At 52.8% G+C, this 18,783-nt stretch carries 12 protein-coding genes, 1 tRNA gene and 1 pseudogene; all 14 read right to left on the bottom strand.

Features of this window, described 5'->3' with window-relative positions:
* Positions 1-210: 210 nt before the first annotated feature.
* Entirely contained in the window at positions 211-474 is a 264-nt protein-coding gene (locus BLT02_RS07395) for a TM1266 family iron-only hydrogenase system putative regulator (protein ID WP_092993121.1), read from the bottom strand.
* 205 nt (positions 475-679) lie between these two features.
* Positions 680-1,687, bottom strand: a complete 1,008-nt coding sequence (gene hypE / locus BLT02_RS07385) for a hydrogenase expression/formation protein HypE (RefSeq protein WP_175453735.1) — start codon at positions 1,685-1,687, stop codon at positions 680-682.
* 119 nt (positions 1,688-1,806) lie between these two features.
* Positions 1,807-2,964 carry a hydrogenase formation protein HypD gene (hypD, locus tag BLT02_RS07380; protein WP_092993115.1) on the bottom strand — a complete coding sequence of 386 codons (1,158 nt, stop codon included), beginning with the start codon at positions 2,962-2,964 and terminating at the stop codon, positions 1,807-1,809.
* Between the two features lie 100 nt (positions 2,965-3,064).
* Positions 3,065-3,277, bottom strand: coding sequence for a HypC/HybG/HupF family hydrogenase formation chaperone (locus BLT02_RS07375; protein WP_092993112.1), 213 nt, complete (start codon positions 3,275-3,277; stop codon positions 3,065-3,067).
* A gap of 95 nt (positions 3,278-3,372) precedes the next feature.
* Positions 3,373-5,901: pseudogene (locus BLT02_RS17765) on the bottom strand (carbamoyltransferase HypF).
* A gap of 81 nt (positions 5,902-5,982) precedes the next feature.
* Positions 5,983-8,742, bottom strand: a complete 2,760-nt coding sequence (locus BLT02_RS18210) for a nitrogenase component 1 (protein ID WP_347474917.1) — start codon at positions 8,740-8,742, stop codon at positions 5,983-5,985.
* Between the two features lie 173 nt (positions 8,743-8,915).
* Positions 8,916-9,662: a nucleotide-binding protein gene (locus BLT02_RS07350; protein WP_092993103.1), complete on the bottom strand. Its 747-nt coding sequence runs from the start codon at positions 9,660-9,662 to the stop codon at positions 8,916-8,918.
* 352 nt (positions 9,663-10,014) lie between these two features.
* The gene (locus BLT02_RS07345; protein WP_092993100.1) at positions 10,015-11,607 is read right to left on the bottom strand and encodes a pseudouridine-5'-phosphate glycosidase; all 1,593 of its coding nucleotides are present in this window, start codon (positions 11,605-11,607) and stop codon (positions 10,015-10,017) included.
* A gap of 522 nt (positions 11,608-12,129) precedes the next feature.
* Positions 12,130-12,621, bottom strand: coding sequence for a D-aminoacyl-tRNA deacylase (gene dtd, locus BLT02_RS07340; protein WP_092993097.1), 492 nt, complete (start codon positions 12,619-12,621; stop codon positions 12,130-12,132).
* 370 nt (positions 12,622-12,991) lie between these two features.
* Positions 12,992-14,608 carry a hypothetical protein gene (locus BLT02_RS07335; protein ID WP_175453734.1) on the bottom strand — a complete coding sequence of 539 codons (1,617 nt, stop codon included), beginning with the start codon at positions 14,606-14,608 and terminating at the stop codon, positions 12,992-12,994.
* Between the two features lie 309 nt (positions 14,609-14,917).
* Positions 14,918-15,088, bottom strand: coding sequence for a hypothetical protein (locus tag BLT02_RS17120; RefSeq protein ID WP_175453733.1), 171 nt, complete (start codon positions 15,086-15,088; stop codon positions 14,918-14,920).
* A gap of 276 nt (positions 15,089-15,364) precedes the next feature.
* A tRNA-Trp gene (locus tag BLT02_RS07330) sits at positions 15,365-15,435 on the bottom strand.
* Between the two features lie 272 nt (positions 15,436-15,707).
* On the bottom strand, positions 15,708-17,117 hold the full coding sequence (locus tag BLT02_RS07325) for a sodium-dependent transporter (RefSeq protein ID WP_092993091.1): 1,410 nt from the start codon (positions 17,115-17,117) through the stop codon (positions 15,708-15,710).
* Between the two features lie 213 nt (positions 17,118-17,330).
* Positions 17,331-18,617: a uracil-xanthine permease family protein gene (locus BLT02_RS07320; protein WP_092993087.1), complete on the bottom strand. Its 1,287-nt coding sequence runs from the start codon at positions 18,615-18,617 to the stop codon at positions 17,331-17,333.
* Positions 18,618-18,783: the final 166 nt, after the last annotated feature.

The raw sequence follows: 18,783 nt of genomic DNA, 5'->3' as shown, positions 1-18,783 counted from the left end.
CTGATGATTTTGCGTTTGGATAAAATTGTTGTTTTGATAAAATTGTTGTTTTGATAAAATTGTGTCTTGATAAAATTGTGTCTTGATAAATCCGGATTTTAATAAGTCCGGGAATCCGGATAACCGTTCCGGAACGCCATGAACCCTGCGGGCTCAGGTCAGCTGTCCGAAGGACCAGAACCTACAAAGGACCGGAAGCAGGACTGGAACTTACAAAGGACCGGAACTGACAACCTTCGAATAGGCGGTCTTCGCACTGACACCCTTCAGGCGGCCGATCTTGCCGGAAAGAGCAGTGATCTCCTGCTCCGGCGCGTCAACAGCCACACTGATGATATTGATTCCCTTTTCCCGGTAGGGAATTCCCATCCTGCCGATGATGTACTGCCGGTAGTTGTGCAGTATGCCGTTAACACCCTCGGCGGACTCGGAATTTTCAATGATGATGGCGATAACTGCTACTCGAGTAGACATAGTTCAAGTTCCTTTCATTCCAATATACACAATACCAAAAGGACACACAAGGCGGTCACGTAAAAATGCACAATCTCCCGGGACAGAGCCCGGCAGGGAGACAGCTTCCTGAAAGGAGAAGGGGAAGGTTCTTTGTCTCCTTCAGGAAGGAGATAAAGAACCTTCCCCTGTCTCCGTACCCTGTCTTCGTCCCCTGTCCCTTTTGTCAACAGATCCTCGGGAGGAGTTCGTTTCCTGGCTGGGGAAGGATCGTCTGCGCTCCGATCTCGGTATTGATGACGACCCGTCCCGGATGATCGCTGGTGACAGTGCCGATGCAGGCCGCTCCTTCTGTGTAAGGACTGGTCCTGAGGGTTTCCAGAATGCAGTCTTTTTTTTCCGGAGGGGCGATAATGACCAGACGTCCCTCACAGGCGAGGTAAAGGGGCTCGAGTCCAAGCATGCCGCAGACACCGCGCACTCCGGGATCCACAGGGATCTTTTCCGCTTCAAGGGAAAATCCGACGCTGCTCTGGCCGGCGATCTCGTAGAGCACTGTACCGACGCCGCCCCGCGTGGCATCACGGATAACATGGGTATCTGGAGCCGCTGTCAAAACATTCTGTACTGCCTTCCAGAGAGGCGCGCAGTCACTGGTTACATCTGCTTCTATCCCGAAATCGTCCCGGGCGAGCAGGATCGTGCAGCCATGTCTGCCGACGTCGCCGGTGACGATGACGCAGTCTCCCGGCTTTGCGAGAGCGCCGCCCGTCTTCACACCGTCCATGATGCGTCCAATGGCCGTCGTAGTGATGAAGACACCGTCAACCTGCCCTTTTCCCGCGACCTTGGTATCCCCGGCTACGATCTTCACACCGGTTTCCGCGGCAGTCTTTTCCATCGTTGCGGCGATCTCCTCCAGCTTCGCCATCGGAAACCCCTCCTCGATCACGAACGCGCAGGTCATATAAAGCGGCTGCGCCCCCATGCAGGCCAGGTCGTTGACCGTCCCGCAGATCGACAGCTTGCCGATATTTCCGCCCGGAAAAAAAGCGGGAGAAACAATAAAGCCGTCTGTGGACATGGCCAGCCGCCCTGCCGGGATCTCCAGCACAGCTGCGTCATCCGGTGTAAAAAGAGGGTTCTCAAAATGCGCGCGGAATACCTTTTCAATCAATTCTGAAGTCTGTTTTCCGCCCGCCCCGTGCGCGAGCGTGACTGTATCATGAATCATATTCACCTCCATGTAGTGAAAAAGTGAAAGCAGTTCTATGTACCCAAAAGAGGATCCGGTTCCCGGTGCCTTTTTAGTAATAATGATCGAAACAGCATCTCAGGCTTTTCATAACAGTCTCAGGCCTTTCCATACAGATAAAAAGCAGAGCAGGCTCCTTCCCCGGACACCATGCAGGCGCCGACCGGGTGCTCCGGTGTACAGCCTGTTCCGAACACCCTGCAGTCGGAAGGCAGGCATTTGCCCTGGAGGACTTCCCCGCAGCGGCAGGCAGGATTTTCCCGTCCCTCGATCTGCGGCAGGCCGAATTTATGCCGGGCATCGTAGTCCGCATATTGCGGGCGGAGCTGCAGACCGGACATCTGCAGGACACCGATCCCCCTCCAGCGGGCATCACAGGGTTCCATCATCTCTTCCACCAGACGCTGCGCCCGGGGCGAACCCTCCCGGCGCACAACACGGGGATAACAGTTTTCAAAAAACGGCTCCCCCTTTTGTATATTCTTTACGATCACGGCGATGGCGGTCAAAAGTTCCTTTGCTGTAAAGCCCGCCACTACCCCGCTCGTTCCCTCCGCCGCCAGCTCCTCGCAGACGGCAGTCCCGGTGATCGCATGGACATGGCCCGGATATAAGAAGGCATCTGTGCTGTCCTTCATCGCTGCGTACGCTGCCGGCATGGTCTTATTCGCTGTCAGGATGGAAAAATTCGTAAGTCCCTCCTCCACAGCCTGCTTCACCGCCAGACAGACCGAAGGTGTCGTCGTCTCAAATCCAACAGATAAAAAGACAACCTGCTCCTGCGGATGCTCCTTCGCGTAAGCGACCGCGTCCTGCGGCGCGTAGACGACCTGAATGCGGGCGCCTGCGGCGCGGGCCGCAGCGAGGGAGGCAGGAAAAAGAGGGGGGCCTGCTGTCCCTTTGTTCTCCTTTTCGAATGAAGGAGCGTCTGCCGTCTTTCCTTCCTCTTTTACTCCGGATTTTGCTGATCCCGGTACCCTGACCAGATCTCCAAATGTGCAGATCGTGGCATTTTTTTCCATGGCAAGCAGGACGGCCTCATCGATAAAGCTGACCGGCGTCACACAGACCGGACATCCGGGTCCTGAGATCAGATGGATCGAAGGAGGAAGGATCTGTCGGATCCCGAGCCGGAAAATCTCGTGCGTATGTGTCCCGCAGACCTCCATGATCCGGATCTCCCTGCCGTCATATTGGTCTATGATCTCCCTCGCCCTGGAGATAACACTATCCTTTTTTACATTAGAATCACTCATGATCACCTCAAAAAAGCTAGAGATTCCCGCCCGGATAAGTGAGTCATCCGGCGCAGAAAAGCAATTGTAAAGCACGGAAGTTTTTATGGACAGGACCTGATCAGAACAGGGCGTCCAGTACCGCCTCTGCCTCTTCTTCCTCCTCCTGCGTGATCTTTGCGATCGCCGCACCTGCATGAACCATGACATAGTCTCCCGGCATCAGATCTTCCAGAAGCTGCGCAGAAACCTCCCTCCGGGCGCCGGACGCGTCCACCAGGGCGGTCCCGTCCTTCTGCAGACGCACTACTCTTGCCGATAATCCCACACACATTTTTGTATCCTCCTGATATGTTTCAGATCGTTATGTTTTACATTGTCTTAAGCATAATAAAACCCGTTCCGGGGATTTTTATGCTTCCTGCTCTTTTATTCTTCTGATCCTGCCATAAATCTGCCTGCCAGCGCCTGGCCCAGCGCGATCCCTCCGTCATTGGGAGGGACCAGATGATGGATCAGTACCTCAAGACCATCCTTCCTCAATCTGTCCTCCACCAGAGACAGCAGCAGGCGGTTCTGGAAACAGCCGCCTGTAAGTGCCGCAGTCCTGATCCCGGTCTCCCCGGAAATCCTGATACAGGCTTCCACGATCAGGTCTGCAAGCCCCTCATGGAAATCATAGGCGAGCTTTTCAGGATCCTCTCCAAGAAGCCTCCTGCTCATCAGAGAGGCAAATAACCGGCTGGTTGCCATATAGCGGAGGGGAATCTCCTGCGATCCATTTTGCTGCGAACAGTAACCGGTTCCGTGACAGCCTGCTTTTTGCGCATACCGCTCCGCGGCAAATTCAAGCTCAATGGAGGCCTCGCCCTCATAAGTGGACTCCCGGCATATGCCCAGCATGGCGCTGACCGCGTCAAAGAGGCGGCCTGCGCTGGTAGAAGGTACTGCCTGGATCTTTCGTTCCGCCATCATGCGCTGTACTTTCGCATTCTGCGAATCGCAGATGGACAGCTGGTCAAGGATCCTGAAATAAGCGTCAGCCGCAGCCTCCGGATTATCCTGCTGTTTTTTACAGATGGACCAGATCATGGACGCAGCGATCCGCCATCCCTGACGGGGGGCGCTGTCCCCGCCGATCTGCAGGAAGGGCTCTATGGCAGCGGCCCTGGAAAATCCATGGCAGTCCGCAAGCAGGATCTCGCCGCCCCAGATCGTCCCGTCTGTTCCATACCCCGTGCCATCGAAGGACACGCCGATCACCCGGTCTGTGCGGTCATTTTCCGCCAGGCAGGACAGGACGTGGGCGTAGTGATGCTGGATGCGGTACAGCGGTATTCCTTTTCGCGCGGCCATCTCTTCCGCCACAGCCGTGGAATTGTATTTCGGATGAAGGTCGCAGATAATGGCCGACGGAGAGACTTACAGGAGGTTCTCCATGCGCGCCACAGTCTCCTCCAGAGCCCGCACAGTGCGCAGATCCTCGAGATCCCCCACATAAGGTGAGAGGTAAAACAGATTTCCCGATGTAATGCAGAAAGTGTTTTTCAGCTCACCTCCGATCGCCAGGATAGAAGTTTTTCCTGCATCCGCTTTCTTTTTTTCAAAAAACAGTTTCTCCTCCGACATCAGCACCGGCAGGGGTGCATAGCCGCGCGACCGGCGGATCATGTAGGGATGACCGCGGTGAAAATCCATCACCGTATCGTCGGCCCGGATCCGGATCAGGCGGTCATGACTCAGGATACAGTCACAGAAATCAGACAGCTCCGCCAGCACATCCGCATCGTCTCTGCAGATCGGCGCTCCGGAGACATTTCCGCTGGTCATGATCAGACAGTCCGGCATGGAGAGTCCGTCATCATATCGGAAAAGCAGCATGTGGAGCGGTGTATAGGGCAGCATGATGCCGACTTTGGGGTTCCCCGGCGCGACAGAGGGAGCAAGCAGGCTTCCCACTGTATCGTCCGCTGATGCAGAATCAAAGATGTCCGCCCCGGAAACCGCCTTTCTTTCAATAAATCCGGCTTTAATCTCTGCTTTAATTCCTGCTTTTTCCTCTTTATCAGAATCTGTTTTTCTGTCAAGCAGCAGGATCGGCTTCTGGTGGCCGGTCAGGATCTGTCTCTGTTCCTCATTCAGGAGGCATTCCCTGAGGACCGTCTTCTCATCCCGCATCATGACCGCAAAGGGCTTCGCGGGGCGGCGCTTTCGCAGACGGAGGCTGTGGACAGCCTCCTCATCAGTGGCATCACAGCACAGATGAAAACCGCCGATTCCCTTGACTGCGACGATCCCGCCGTCAAGAATGGCTCTGCGCGCAGCTGTAATGGCATCCCTGCCCCGGAGGGTGTCAGTACTATTATTTCTATTTCCAGTACTTTTTTTTGAAGGGAGCAGATAAACCTGTGGTCCACAGTCATTGCAGCAGACAGGCTGGGCATCATATCTGCGTGAAGCCGGGTTATGATATTCCTCCGCGCAGGTCCTGCACATGGGAAACATTTTCATACTGGTCCGTTCCCGGTCGTAAGGAAGTAGGTCCAGGATCGTCAGCCTCGGTCCGCAGCAGGTGCAGTTTATAAAGGGATGCAGATATCTGCGGTTTCCGGGGTCATACAGTTCCTGCGCACATTCGTCGCAGATTGCAATGTCAGGAGAAATATAAATCTCACCGTCTGTCTTCTCACTGACCACGATCCTGAAATCATCATACACAGTCGTCTCTTCCAGCGGCTTCTCATCTATTTTCAGAATCGCTGCTCTTTTGGGCGGCTGTTCCTGCAGCAGGGTGCGGAAACTGCTGATCCGGCCGGGATCACCCTGTGCAATGATCTCCACGTAAGGTCCTTTGTTGCACACGCTGCCGCTGATCCCTGCGACAGCAGCATGTCTGTCCACTGTCGGGCGGAAGCCTACACCCTGCACGATCCCGTATACACGAAAACGCACCGTCATTCTGTTCGTCACTCTCGGGATCCTTTCTTTTAAAACTGTTAAATTAAATTCTATTAAAATAAAAAGCTGTTAAAAATTCACCTATGACAAATCCCCTGAGACCGCGAAATGCGGCAGAGGGATCAATTTAACCCGCAGACCTGCCAGGACAGGTTCCAGCGCCCTGTCGGCGATCACGCAGTCAAAGCCTCTTTCGAGGACCAGTTTATACAGGTCCGCTTCCTCCCTGAGGACAGAATCCTCCCCGCGGAGTAGATCTTTATTCATCATAAAAAAGCCCGCAGTCACTGCATAAATCCCCGCCTCCTCCAGACGCCGCCTGATTCTGTCTGCCAGGACCTGCTGATGTACGACCAGCACTTTTCCCATGCCGTCCGAAATATTGTCTCCATTGGATCGGTCGGACAGTTTTTTAAAAATAATCTCCATCAGGGCTTCCCCGCCGGGAATACCATATTCCCAGGGAGTTCCGTATTCTTTTTCCAGCCAGACAGCTGCAGCCGCCCCGGCCGGAGAAACGACCAGGTTTTTTTCAGCCTTTCTTATGTCTTTCAGAGCCTCTATGTCTGTTCCTGCTCCGCAGCAGAGGATCTCATCAAAGCCCTGGTCCCGGAGTCTGCTTTTTAGTTCGTCCGCAGTGAGGATCCCGGCAAAATCCAGGGGAGTAAAACCCCAGACTCCGATGATCCGTGAGGGGACGGACTGCTGTCGGACAAAACCGCTTTCCGCCCGGACCAGCCCGTTTGCTCCATCCTTTCTTCTGCAGAACTTCTTCAACAGGGCTAGATATGTTTTTTCAATCCCCCTGTCATAATATTCCATACCGTCTGTATTGATCCCTAGGACAGGGAGTCCCGTCTTCTTTTCTGCCATCCTGCATAAAGCGCGGTAATCTGTTCCGATCACGGCAGGAACAGGTGTCCCGATGACTGCGGCAAAACGCGCCGGCGTCTGCTGGGCGGCTTCGGCGAGCTTTTCCACCAGCCGGTCATCACGGCCCAGGATGGCGTCCATGTCCCTCAGGCCGGCGCTGAAAACAGCGCTCCGCTCTTTAAACCAGCGGGGTTCATCAAATCCGCAGATATTACCGGTACAGCCGCCCGCATCACAGACTACGCTGATTCCGCCCATATCGTAAAGTACAGAGACCGCACCGGACTGGTCCGGAGCAAAGGGGGTAGTAAAACGCCGGAAACCGCGGATCCGCTTTTCCGTTCTTTCCCCCATTTCCGGTCTCTCTGCTCTTTCCGGTTTCTCCGCTCTTTCCGGTTTCTCCACCCTTTCCGGTCTCTCCGCTCTTTCTGTTTTTTCCGCCTTTTCTTCTGTACCGGGGGCAGCACGATCTTCCTGGACAGTCCGGCTGACGCCGTCTTTTTCTCCGAGGGTAATCTCCGGTGAAAAACCGCCGCGGCTGCCGGTCCTCATGGCTTCGCCGAGGGCGTTGAAAAGGGCGGTCACTGCTCCGTATCCGAAAGGCTGCACATCCGAGATCCACTGCACGTTCGGCAGTTCAGGATGGTACCAGCCGGCATCGCGGCCGATGGTGATCGTGACAGCGGGATCCTTTTTCCCGGTTTCTCTCTTTCCAGGGTCTTCCTTTCCGGAGTCTTTCTTTAATGGAGCCTTCTTCCCGTAGTCTTTCTTTCCGTCATCCCCTTCCGGATCATTCAGGCTGGCGGCATAATGCTCTCTGTAATGCAGCATGGCGGGATGCAGGTTTGAATAGATCCGCGTCTGCGGACTCAGGGCAGCAAGCACCCTGATCCAGACAAAGCTGTCCGCATTCACCGTCCCGAAGATCTCACGCACAGCAAAGCCCTCGCGTACCAGAGCGCAGGCCAGCTCAAAGGGATTTCCGTTCATACCCTCCCCGACAGAAAAGACAGCGTCCGGAAAAGCATCGCGGAAGGAAGCCACCGCGGATTCGGCTTCGTTTTTCCATTTCTGATCGTCAAAAGCCGTCTGCAGAACCTGACCCAGCGCTGCATACTGCGCCCCGATCCTGTCGATCTGGTAAAATCTGGCCAGTTCGATGAAGGGGATGCCGAGTCGTTTCTGGAGGTCATAGGCCGCCGGCCGCGCCTCAGGGTTCAGGACGAGGTTGAAATTTGCCTCTGCCATCTCCTGAAAACTATCATAATCCCTGCAGGCCCCGATCTGGCGGACTGTCCGCACACCAGCCTGCGACAGGACCGCGGGAAGTTCACTTCCTTCTGAAAGCGGGGCAAAAAAGCCCAGCAGGTTCACTGCCGAGGGTCTCTTTTTCCGAGGTTCCAGCAGCTCATAGATCGACTGACGCACATGTACCATGGGAGGCTTTCTGCCCTCCCGGGTCAGTGCGTACATATAACAGGGCCGGACACGCACGCCGGGGACTTTATCCTGCGCCCGCCTGCAAACGCGCTCCATGTCCGTACCCAGCAGGGCATCCACACAGGTGATGCAGATCATGACCACCCGGGGGCGTTTTCCCTTTTCCTCCAGGCCGCGGCACAGACCGCTGACCGCGTCCGGGATCTTTTTCAGATGCCTTCCCGTGACCAGATCTGTCTCATCCATAGTCAGGTAAAAAAAACGGTCTTCATAACCGGGCATGCGGCTGATGGCGGAGGTGTTGCGGCCGCAGCAGCCGGGGGAGACGATCAGCATGACCGAGCCCGGGACGGCAAGTCCCGCCCTTTTCACCCCGTATCCCTCTGCGCCAGGAGAATTGAAAGCCAGCGTCGCGGGCGAACTATAGATCAGATGCGTAGAGGAGTTCAATTCCTTCGGGATATCCCCGCTCCCCCTGGCCGCGAGCTGCGCGGCGGTATAATAGACCGATTCCATAATGGATTCCATAATGATTTCCTGATTCAGGACTCGTTTGTAACTGTCCCTTTATCCTTATGCGCCAGAAGCTGTGCCGGCTGCGGAAATACTGCCGGTTTCACATCAGCTTCTGAACCGGCTGTGTTAAAAGCGCAGATTTTGCACATCAGCTTCTGTGCCGGCTTCAGAGATGCCGCAGATGTTTACATCATCAGCTTCTGTGCCAGCTCTATAAATGTCCGGCTCACCGGCAGCGTCGGATCCCCCTCCACAGTCGTCATGCCGAGGTCCTCAAAACGGGTGATCTCATCGCTGCGGGGAATCTCCCCGACGATCTCCAGCCCTCTCTTATCCGCGAAAGCGCGGACCTTTTCGTCCTCTCCCACTACGTTGCGGTGGTTCAGAATGATCCCGCGGATGCGGGCATAGCTCCTGTCCTCAAAGTTCTCCACTGCGCTCGCGATGTTGTTTGCTGCATAGAGCGCCATTTTTTCACCGGAAGTGACTATGAGCACGTGTTCAGCATATCCTTCCCGTATCGGTGCCGCAAACCCGCCGCAGACGACATCCCCCAGGACATCATACAGAACCACATCCGGTTTCCAGGTCTCGAACAGCTCCAGATCCTCCAGAAGCTGGAAAGTAGCGATAATGCCGCGTCCGGCACAGCCCAGACCGGGAGTCGGACCGCCGGTCTCGATGCACAGGACACCCCCGAACCCGACCTTTGCGATCTCCTCGATCGACTCCGGCTCCTCATCCTCTTCGCGCAGATAATTCATCACAGGCCGCAGCGGTCTGCCGCCCAGCAGGTTGATCGTAGAGTCCGCCTTGGGATCGCATCCGATCTGGATCACCCGTTTTCCCAGCGTGGCAAAAGCTGCCGCCAGATGACTGGTCACGGTGGATTTACCGATGCCGCCCTTGCCGTAAATGGCTATTTTAAGCATGAAAAAAGCTCCTTCCCGCGTTTTACGCACAGAAGGAGCCCAAAATCCCGTTTTAACCCATGGCTATGTTCATCCGCAAATACATACTGAATAAAATAGACTAAACAGATTTTACTGCAGTACCAATATACTATAAGTGAAAAATACTATATTAAGTAAAGGACACTATAAGTATGTAAATAAAAGTATGCAGATAAGCATGTGCATACGCATGGTGTGTGCATGCCTGCAGCGAATGAATATGTATGGAAACTGGTTGAGGATCAGCTCTTCCGGGTCGAAACGCGTGCTTCCCGTCAGAAGTATCATCTACTTATTTTATGATATTCGACTGTAATTTGTCTGCTATTATTTATTTCCTGATCTCTACAGCAGTTCTGGCAGCGAGTTTTGCGTTGTTGATGAGGGAGGCCTTCTGGGACTCAACACTTTCCGACCCCAGAGATTCTTTGATACGCCCCATGATATATCTGGCTGCCGCCTTGCCGCGCACACTGATCTTACGAGCATCGCTCAGAGCCGCGTCTACAGCATCTTTCATCTTGACAGGATCAAGTTCAAAATCCTTCGGAACCGGGTTGACGACAAGAACACCGCCGTCGATGCCCATTTTAGCCTTGATCTTCATGACTTCCGCAAGCTCATGCGGAGTATTCATGCGGTAGGTAAGGTGGTAAACGCTGTCGCGCAGCATGTACTGCGGCATATGATCCGTCTTGTAGCCGATGATCGGGACACCTGCTGTCTCCAGATATTCCATCGTGAGATTGAGATCCAGGAAAGGTTTGGTTCCGGAACAGATAACCATCACAGGATTTTTGGCCAGAGACGTGAGGTCAGTGGAAATATCCCAGGTCTTCGAAGAGCCGATCTGAGCGCCGCCGATACCGCTCCCGCAGGCCACATAGAGACCGACCATGGAGGCAACCTCCACTGCCGCCGCTATGGTCAGGACAGCGTCCGCCTTCATCGCCAGCAGAATCGGAATGTCACGCGCTGAAGCTTTTAAAACAGATCCCCGTTTCGTCTCCAGGTAACGGATCTCTTCGTCTGTCAGACCCACATGGATCTGTCCCTGGATGATAGCTGCAAACGCGGGCGTTGCACCATATTCACGGATCGTATTGCGCATGCGGAAAGCGAACTCGGCAATGCCGGGATAGATCATGCCGCCAAAAGTGGCTGCACTCTCTATGACCACGACAGGACCGCCCTCCTGAATCGCCTTTTCAACTTCCTCCGAGAAAACAATAAACTGAGTGGGGAGCTCATTCTTCTCCGCCTCGTCAAATTCATCCTCCGTAGCGGAAGCCTCCTCATGAATCGTGGAAAACAAATCGACAAAATCCATCCAGGAATCAATATCATAATGGAGATCCGGCGTCGCTACCAGTTCTCCGTTATCGGAAAAAATGTAGCTGGTAGAGGGCTCATACTCCTCTTCCATATCCCCATTTTCTCCGCTCTCCTCAGCCGCCCAGCCGGGATCGACCGTCCGTTCAGTTTCGACGCCCAGCCATCCATTTGCAAAAATGCAGAGTCCGGAGACCTCATCCCGGCTCCCTGCCATTGCGCTCCTCAGGACAGGGATTACATGATCCTCGACTTCAAAAAAGTGAGCGATGTTTTCTGCGGCATCTTCCGGTGTGAGCCCCATTTTTTCTATGTGATCGGTGGTGATGCCGAGAGTCACACCGCTCAGGACCACATACTCCCCGGTATCCCTCATGCGAAGGAGCTCCGCGAAAAAGGCCCGGTCGCGCAGAAGCGTAAGCAGCATATCACCCGGAATATAATCCTCCGAGGAATCCCCGTTCAGCCATCCCGCGTACTCCTCCTGCGTGTCCACAGATGCCATCCGCAGGAGTTCATCCGCGCTGAAAGGCTGTTCCATCGCATCGATCCTGTAAAACCTGTTATAAAAATCTGAAGATATCTTTCCCATAATGCCCCCGTAATTCACCTGTTCTGCATCGTCCTTTTCCTGTGCAAATCGCACAAAAATACCAGACGAATTAACCTATTACTCAGCACAAGAACAGTATACTTGTTTTTGAGAAGTTTGACAATCCAAATGTCAGTCACCCTGGCACCACTTTCTCAGCACGTTACTGTCCACGCCCCCTCGAAGGGCGTGGACATGTAACGCTTGCGCGCGGTGATTCCAATACGCTTCGCGTGCACCGCGCGCCGTTGAACTCGGGTTTTTCGCGAAAAAGCCGCGAAAAACGCCTCGAGTTTCGAGCCGGTCTGTACTGTAACCTCAGCACCACTTTCTCAGAGGTTCTAAATAGTTCCTCAGTGGTTCCTCCAGGTTTCTCAGCGGTTTCTCCGCTTTTCTCTGTGGTTTCTCCGCGTTTCTCTGTGGTTCCTCCGGGTTTTTCAGTGGTTTCTCAGGGTTCGACAGTCTCAGGTTCAGATCTTGTTCTCCCAGGTGTAGATACTTCCGCTCAGTATTCAGCCTGTCCTATCCCTGCCAGCCCATCTCATCCGAGTCCAGCACGATCGTAAAAGGACCGTCATTTATCAGAGATACTTTCATCAGAGCGCCGAACTCTCCTGTCTCGACCTTCGTCCCGCCCTCACGGCACTTGTCTACGATATACCCGAAGAGGGGCTCTGCCATCTCCGGCAGCCCGGCTTCAATAAAGGAGGGCCTGTTTCCCTTTTTACAGTTTGCATAGAGGGTAAACTGGGAGACCATCAGGAGACTCCCGCCCACTGAGGCGAGATCCAGATTAGTCTTGCCGTTTTCATCCTCAAAAATCCGAAGCTTTTTCATCTTCGTGACCATACGGTCTGCAATCTGCCTGGTGTCCTTTGCTCCGATCCCCACCAGGACCAGCAGCCCCTGTCCAATCTCTCCGGAAATATATCCTCCGCCTTCCGGGACAGTGCCGTCTGCGCGTTCAGCGATCAATACGCTGGCCTTTTCCACTACCTGGATCACAAATCTCATTGCCTATCCTCCGCTGTCTCCGAATTAAATGCAGCACTCCCATTCTACCATGGACCGGTGTTTATTTACAGTTCGCGGCACAAAAAGCTCGTAACTTACCACTTCACGGCTGAAAGCCCATGAAAGCTCATACCCCTGTTAATCCCCCGATCATTTTCCCATTACTATGCCAGTACTGCACTACTTACAGCATTTTACACCAATTCTGATACCATTAAAAAGCCAGTTCTGATACCATTAAAAAGCCAGAAGGCGCATATCAAACCGGGCGTCTTCTGGCTTTTTACCTTCTCAAACTATCGAAAACGAGTAAATAACTATATCACAACAAAGTAAGCTGTGGTATGCACCGGCATGGCCGGCGTGAATCTCAATTAACATCAAGCCTCATGCCATCTACTTCCACATAATATGGCTCCCATACACGAATCAGGTCCGCGCCCGCAGGTGTGCGGCTGTGCTGGTATCCAATCAGCCCTGTGTCCGTTTTCCAGATAATATCGGTGCAGTCGCGGGATTCCAGGTCTTTGCCTGGTATATTGTATGCTCTGTAAATCACAATATCTTTATGGGCCTGTATATTCCCGGAGTATTTTTCAATGGACCGGTGATCACCCTCTGCGGAAGGTTCGAGCGGGTCCGGATGCTCTGTTTCACTGTATACCAGCTCGGCATTTTCCGGCAGGGTCCCCTCTTTCAAAAGAAGAGCCCTCTCTTCTTCCTTCATCTCCGGCAGCATCCAGATTCCCTCTTCTGTCTCCCAGAAACAGAGGGAAAGCTGATTATATTTGAACTCGACTTCTTCTTCCCTGGCTTTTTCATCCGGAATGACATATGAATATCCGGCTGAGAACAGGTTTCCGCCTTCTCCGTGCGCGGTCAGTTCTGTTGACCACTCCACTGTACCGCCATTACCCAGTTCATCGGTAAAATCAAGTTTTCTAAGGATATGGCTGGAGAGCATTCCGGAAAAGCGGTCATTCATTTCCGTGCTGTAGAGTTCGTTCTGCTCCGCAAAATGGATAGACGCAGCCTCCAGCTTATCGGGAGCGCCTTTTCCCAGCCATTCGGAATACTGATCAGTGTCATGTACAGGGACCGTATTCGTCCTCATAATCTCCTGGGCACCGGGAAGGTATTTATCGATCGCATATCCAAGGAAAATACGTTCCACATCTGTGTCCATCAGGGGAGTCGTTCCAAAGGATTCCAGTTTCCCGCGGATCGTTCTCCCGGCTTCGTTAAAATAATTGCCCGACGTCCTGTCAATATAGGTTTCTCCTTCTTCCAGGAAATGGCTTCCGTCATATTTTACTGTGAGAATGGTCCGTATCCTTCCGGTTGCCTGCATTCCGAATCCTGCGCTGTCAATACCGATGCAGGGACCGTCCTTGTCATAGGAAAAGACACTGGTATATCCGGGTCCCTGTTCTGCAGCATAGATTTTGGATTCCCTGTCGTACTGCTTTGCCGATGCGTCATATGAATCCGCCGGAAAAATCTCCTGTCCCTCTACGACCTCATACATGGTAAGCCTGAGCGTCGAATCCTCTTTGACAGAGACAACCAGGAGTTCATCAGTCCCGTCCTGATCATAGTCATCGATTCTGAAAGCCGCGTCAGAAGCAGGTATTTCTGTCGTGTCATACCCCTGCCGGCTGCTGAATTCCTCTTTCTTCACATCCCAAAGATATCCGGTATATGTCTTTCCGTAAAGATTATCCAGCCCGCCCGCGTACTCTTCCAGGAGCCGGCGGACAGGGTCTGTTTCCGCGGCTCCTGCCGCGGTTTCACTCTGAGAGGCCGCTTCCTCGGTATTTCCCGCTGTTTCGTTCTGAGAGGCCTCTGCTGCAGTATTTCCGTTTGGTGCCGCAGCCGCAAATACGGGAAAAGCAGGCAGAACGGAAGCCGCACAAATCGTACCTGCAGTTAATACAGCCGAAAAAACAGACAGGGCAGCGGCAAGTGCTTTTTTCTTTTTCATCATATTCCTCCTCTGTACCATCAGCGGATCGGGTTTTCGTTTCTTCCGCTTACAAGAATGCCCGGTCCGGACAATGTCGTTCATTTTACCAGAAGCCCCATTCCCGGTGCCGGAAGGACTTCCGCAAGCAGACAAAATCCCCCGACAGGATCAGGGCTGCAGTCAGTACAGCAGCTGTGGCATGCAGCTTACACAGTCTTTGTTTTTCCGTTATAATCCAGAAACCGCATAACTACGCGGAAAATCCTGCATGTACTGCAGTTTTTACTGCACCATTTGATTATACTTTCTGATTTCTGTCTGACTCACATCTCAAACCAGATGCCCGCCGCCTTCCTCGATCTCTTTGAAGGCCGCAATAGTTTCCTTGTTGGGAGTCTCCGACACACCATCAAAAACGCCCTGCAAATACGCAAGAACCAATTCAATTTTGTATTCAGGAATCTGATCTATTAAATGCTTAGCCTTTTCTCTGTCACTCATGTTTCTTACCCTCCACGGGACTATCCCCGTCCCGGCTAGTCATATAGCGCAATCTCATTGTAACATAAACCAGCTTCTATGGACAGCTCCTGACGAAAAAGCCCGCTGCTACACCAATTACTACACCAATTATCTAATGTCCAATAAGACGGACTGAATGAGACCCCGGACAATATCAGCTAACACCAAAAAGGGGACGAAAACCGCATAAAATAAGGCTTTCCGGGCAAAAAGAAAAGCACCTGTCAACGCGTGACAGGTGCTTATAAAACCAAACAGGGGAAGAGGGATTCGAACCCCCATGAACGGTTTTGGAGACCGTGATACTGCCATTGTATGATTCCCCTATATGTGCCGCTCTGGCGGCATCAGCTGTTTTCCCTCAGCCGACTTTGCCATTTTAGCATAACAGCGACACAGTTTCAACAGTTTTTTTCATCTTCTTACAGAAAGTTTTTGTGCTTTTTGTAAAAGAAGACGCGGCAGGTTTTTGTTACAGAGGAGGTATGCAGGGATATCCCGGTTCTGCCAGGCATAAAAAGCCCCCGGATCCACTCCGAATCTTTTTGTGTTCTTCGGAGCTGTTTAAAGTATGCTGTTTCTACTTATCCCCTGATTTTTAAATATTGAAAACTCCCGTCGATACCAGGAATAGAATAAACATGATGACCGGCACTGCGAAACGGATCATAAGGGAATAACAGCGTTTCATAGAGAAAGGTTTTCCCCCATACTCCACTTCTTCTACGATCCACCCAGGTCCCACGACCCATCCGATCAGGAGAGCCGCGAGTAGGGAGATAAAGGGCATCATAACACTGTTGCTGATATAGTCCATCAGATCCAGGAGCTGGCCGATGCTTCCGTTGGGGAGCGGCAGTTCCAGATAAAAAAGGCTGTATCCGAGAGAAATGATGACTGATGCCGCTGTATAGATCAGTGTCAGGACTATTGTCGTAGGGTGTCTTTTCGTGTGAAAGACCTGCATACAGTTGGCCGTGATCGTCTCAAGCACGGAGACGCAGCTGGTGAGCGCCGCGAAAGCCGCCATGAGGAAAAAGGCCAGTCCGACAAAGCGTCCAATGCCATACATGGATTCAAACACCTTGGGAAGGGAAACAAACATCAGGCTCGGGCCTGCCTTCATGCCCTCGATTCCTTCAAAAACATAGATGGTCGGAATGATCATCATTCCCGCGAGCAGAGCCACTCCCACATCAAAGCCTTCAATCTGATGAACAGATGTAACGATATCCACATCCTTGTTGATATAGGAGCCATAGGTGATCATGATTCCCATGGACACACTGAGGGAAAAGAAAATCTGGCTCATGGCGTCCAGCAGAACCTGAAGGAAGCGGGAAACAGTCAGTCCCGTGAGGTCAGGCATCAGATAAACACTAAGACCCTGCAGACCCGTCCTCGTAACGCCTTCAGCGTCCGTGCTCTTAAGGGTCAGGGCAAAAACCGCAATGGCAATGATCATTACTAAAAGAGCGGGCATCAGAATAGCTGAACATTTCTCAATCCCGTCCCTCACCCCGTTAAAAACGACCACTGCCGTGATCAACATGAAGATACAGGCGTAGACCGAGGCTTCGACAGGAGAAGTGATAAAAGCCGTAAAGTAATCATCGGAAGCGGCAGCCCTGCCCTGTCCGGTCAGAAAGACCACAATGTATTTGACGATCCATCCTCCGATGACCGCATAATAGGTCATGATGATGACCGGGACAAGGAAGGTGAGGATCCCGAGGAATCCCCATTTCGGGTGTATTTTATTATAGGCATGAACAGAACTCGTCTCTGTCTTTCGCCCCGTAGCAATATCTGAGATCAGAAGGGTAAAGCCGAATGTAAAGGTCAGGATGAGGTAAATCAGGATAAACAGCCCGCCGCCGTCCTTCGCCGCCAGATAAGGGAAACGCCACAGGTTCCCTACACCGACAGCGCTTCCGGCAGATGCCATAACAAACCCCAGCTGTCCGGTGAAACCGCCTTCGCCCCGGTTGTGCGTTTTTTTCTTCATAAACACTATCCCTCTGTCCTTCCGTGTCGCTGCAGCTTTTTCCTGTCAGCATACATTAATATCATCGTCCGCTTTCCTCAGGCAGGAAGCGGTTCAGCAGGATCCCGACCACAGCGGACAGGGACATGCCATTGATCTCATCGTCCGCTTTCCTCAGGCAGGAAGCGGTTCAGCAGGATCCCGACCACAGCGGACAGGGACATGCCCTTGATCTCATCGTCCGCTTTCCTCAGGCAGGAAGCGGTTCAGCAGGATCCCGACCACAGCGGCCAGGGACATGCCGGAAATCGTCAGGGACAGATCCCCGTTAACGATTGAAATAGCCGCGCCGCCAAGGGCCAGGACCAGCATGGAGGAGGCTACAATGATGTTTTTGGACTCATCGAAATTGACCTGGTTCTTGATCAGGACCTTCAGTCCATTGACCGCGATAAAGCCGTAGAGCAGCAGGGAGACTCCGCCGAGCACGGCATTGGGAATCGTGGAGACAAGAGCCGTAAATTTTCCAAAGAATCCGACGATAATAGCAAAAACTGCGGCGAGCCTGATGACCTTGACACTGGCCACCCTGGTCATACCGACAACAGCTGTGTTCTCCCCGTAGGTCGTATTCGCCGGGCCTCCGATCAGCCCCGCCACAAAGGTCGCGATCCCGTCACCCAGCATCGTTCTGTGCAGACCGGGGTCTTCGATCAGGTTTCTACCTATTATATTGCTCAAAGATGTATGATCGCCGATGTGCTCACACATGGTGACAAGCGCGATCGGGGCGATAGTGATCAGGGCTGTGAAATCCGGTGTGTAATCCCTGAAGATGATCTTAAACTGCGGCACCGCAAACCAGCTCGCCTCATAAACTGCTGTAAAGTCCACGAGACCGAACACAACAGCCACAATGTAACCCACAGTGATCCCCACCAGGAAGGGAATGATCTTCAAAAAGCCGCGGGCGGCAGTCATCACAACCGCTGTGACGATGAAGGAGACAAGTGCCACGATGACAACCCTGATCTCCATCTGTGTTCCCCCGGTAAGTCCGATCTGGCTGACCGCTGAAGGGGCAAGGCCCAGGCCTATGATCATGATCATAGGGCCGATCACTACAGGAGGCAGAAGGTCTTCAAGCCATTTCTCTCCGACTGCCCTGATGATAAAAGAAACGACCACATAGATCAGGCCGACTGCCATGATCCCGGTCATGGCTCCCCCGAGGCCGGATTTCATATAAGCGGCAGCTACAGGAACAATAAACGCAAAAGAGCTGCCAAGATATACCGGAGACTTCGCTCCCGTGCAGAGAATATAAATCAGGGTACCGATCCCGGAAGAAACGAGGGCCACAGGAATCGTGAGCACCTCTTCCCCTGCCTGGGCATTTACAAGGATAGGGACCAGGATCGTCGCGCCGAACATCGCGAACAGATGCTGGTAAGCAAGAACTAATGCTTCTCCTATAGGCGGCATTTCATCAATGTCGTAAGTCATTTTTTTATCAGTCATAAAAAATGCTCCTCCCGAAAACAGTTGTTTTCTCTTTTTATAAAAATTCTCTTAAATAATCTGTAGCATCATACACTATTTGCGGAAGGCAATCAAGACATTGTTTTCGTGTTCCGGACACCTGAAACGCTTCAAAATGGCACATTATACAGAGCAATCAGGCAGT

Origin of the sequence: Sarcina sp. DSM 11001 (genome assembly GCF_900101015.1) — a bacterium.
Lineage (GTDB): Bacteria > Bacillota > Clostridia > Lachnospirales > Lachnospiraceae > CAG-791.
The sequence above is the reverse complement of the archived record's forward strand: the minus strand, read 5'-3'. Positions and strand labels throughout refer to the sequence as shown.

Excerpts from the sequence above, each read along its gene's own strand:
- BLT02_RS07395 (WP_092993121.1), bottom strand. The coding sequence starts at position 474 with ATGTCTACTCGAGTAGCAGTTATCGCCATCATCATTGAAAATTCCGAG.
- hypE (WP_175453735.1), bottom strand. The coding sequence starts at position 1,687 with ATGATTCATGATACAGTCACGCTCGCGCACGGGGCGGGCGGAAAACAG.
- hypD (WP_092993115.1), bottom strand. The coding sequence starts at position 2,964 with ATGAGTGATTCTAATGTAAAAAAGGATAGTGTTATCTCCAGGGCGAGG.
- BLT02_RS07375 (WP_092993112.1), bottom strand. The coding sequence starts at position 3,277 with ATGTGTGTGGGATTATCGGCAAGAGTAGTGCGTCTGCAGAAGGACGGG.
- BLT02_RS18210 (WP_347474917.1), bottom strand. The coding sequence starts at position 8,742 with ATGGAATCCATTATGGAATCGGTCTATTATACCGCCGCGCAGCTCGCG.
- BLT02_RS07350 (WP_092993103.1), bottom strand. The coding sequence starts at position 9,662 with ATGCTTAAAATAGCCATTTACGGCAAGGGCGGCATCGGTAAATCCACC.
- BLT02_RS07345 (WP_092993100.1), bottom strand. The coding sequence starts at position 11,607 with ATGGGAAAGATATCTTCAGATTTTTATAACAGGTTTTACAGGATCGAT.
- dtd (WP_092993097.1), bottom strand. The coding sequence starts at position 12,621 with ATGAGATTTGTGATCCAGGTAGTGGAAAAGGCCAGCGTATTGATCGCT.
- BLT02_RS07335 (WP_175453734.1), bottom strand. The coding sequence starts at position 14,608 with ATGATGAAAAAGAAAAAAGCACTTGCCGCTGCCCTGTCTGTTTTTTCG.
- BLT02_RS17120 (WP_175453733.1), bottom strand. The coding sequence starts at position 15,088 with ATGAGTGACAGAGAAAAGGCTAAGCATTTAATAGATCAGATTCCTGAA.
- BLT02_RS07325 (WP_092993091.1), bottom strand. The coding sequence starts at position 17,117 with ATGAAGAAAAAAACGCACAACCGGGGCGAAGGCGGTTTCACCGGACAG.
- BLT02_RS07320 (WP_092993087.1), bottom strand. The coding sequence starts at position 18,617 with ATGACTGATAAAAAAATGACTTACGACATTGATGAAATGCCGCCTATA.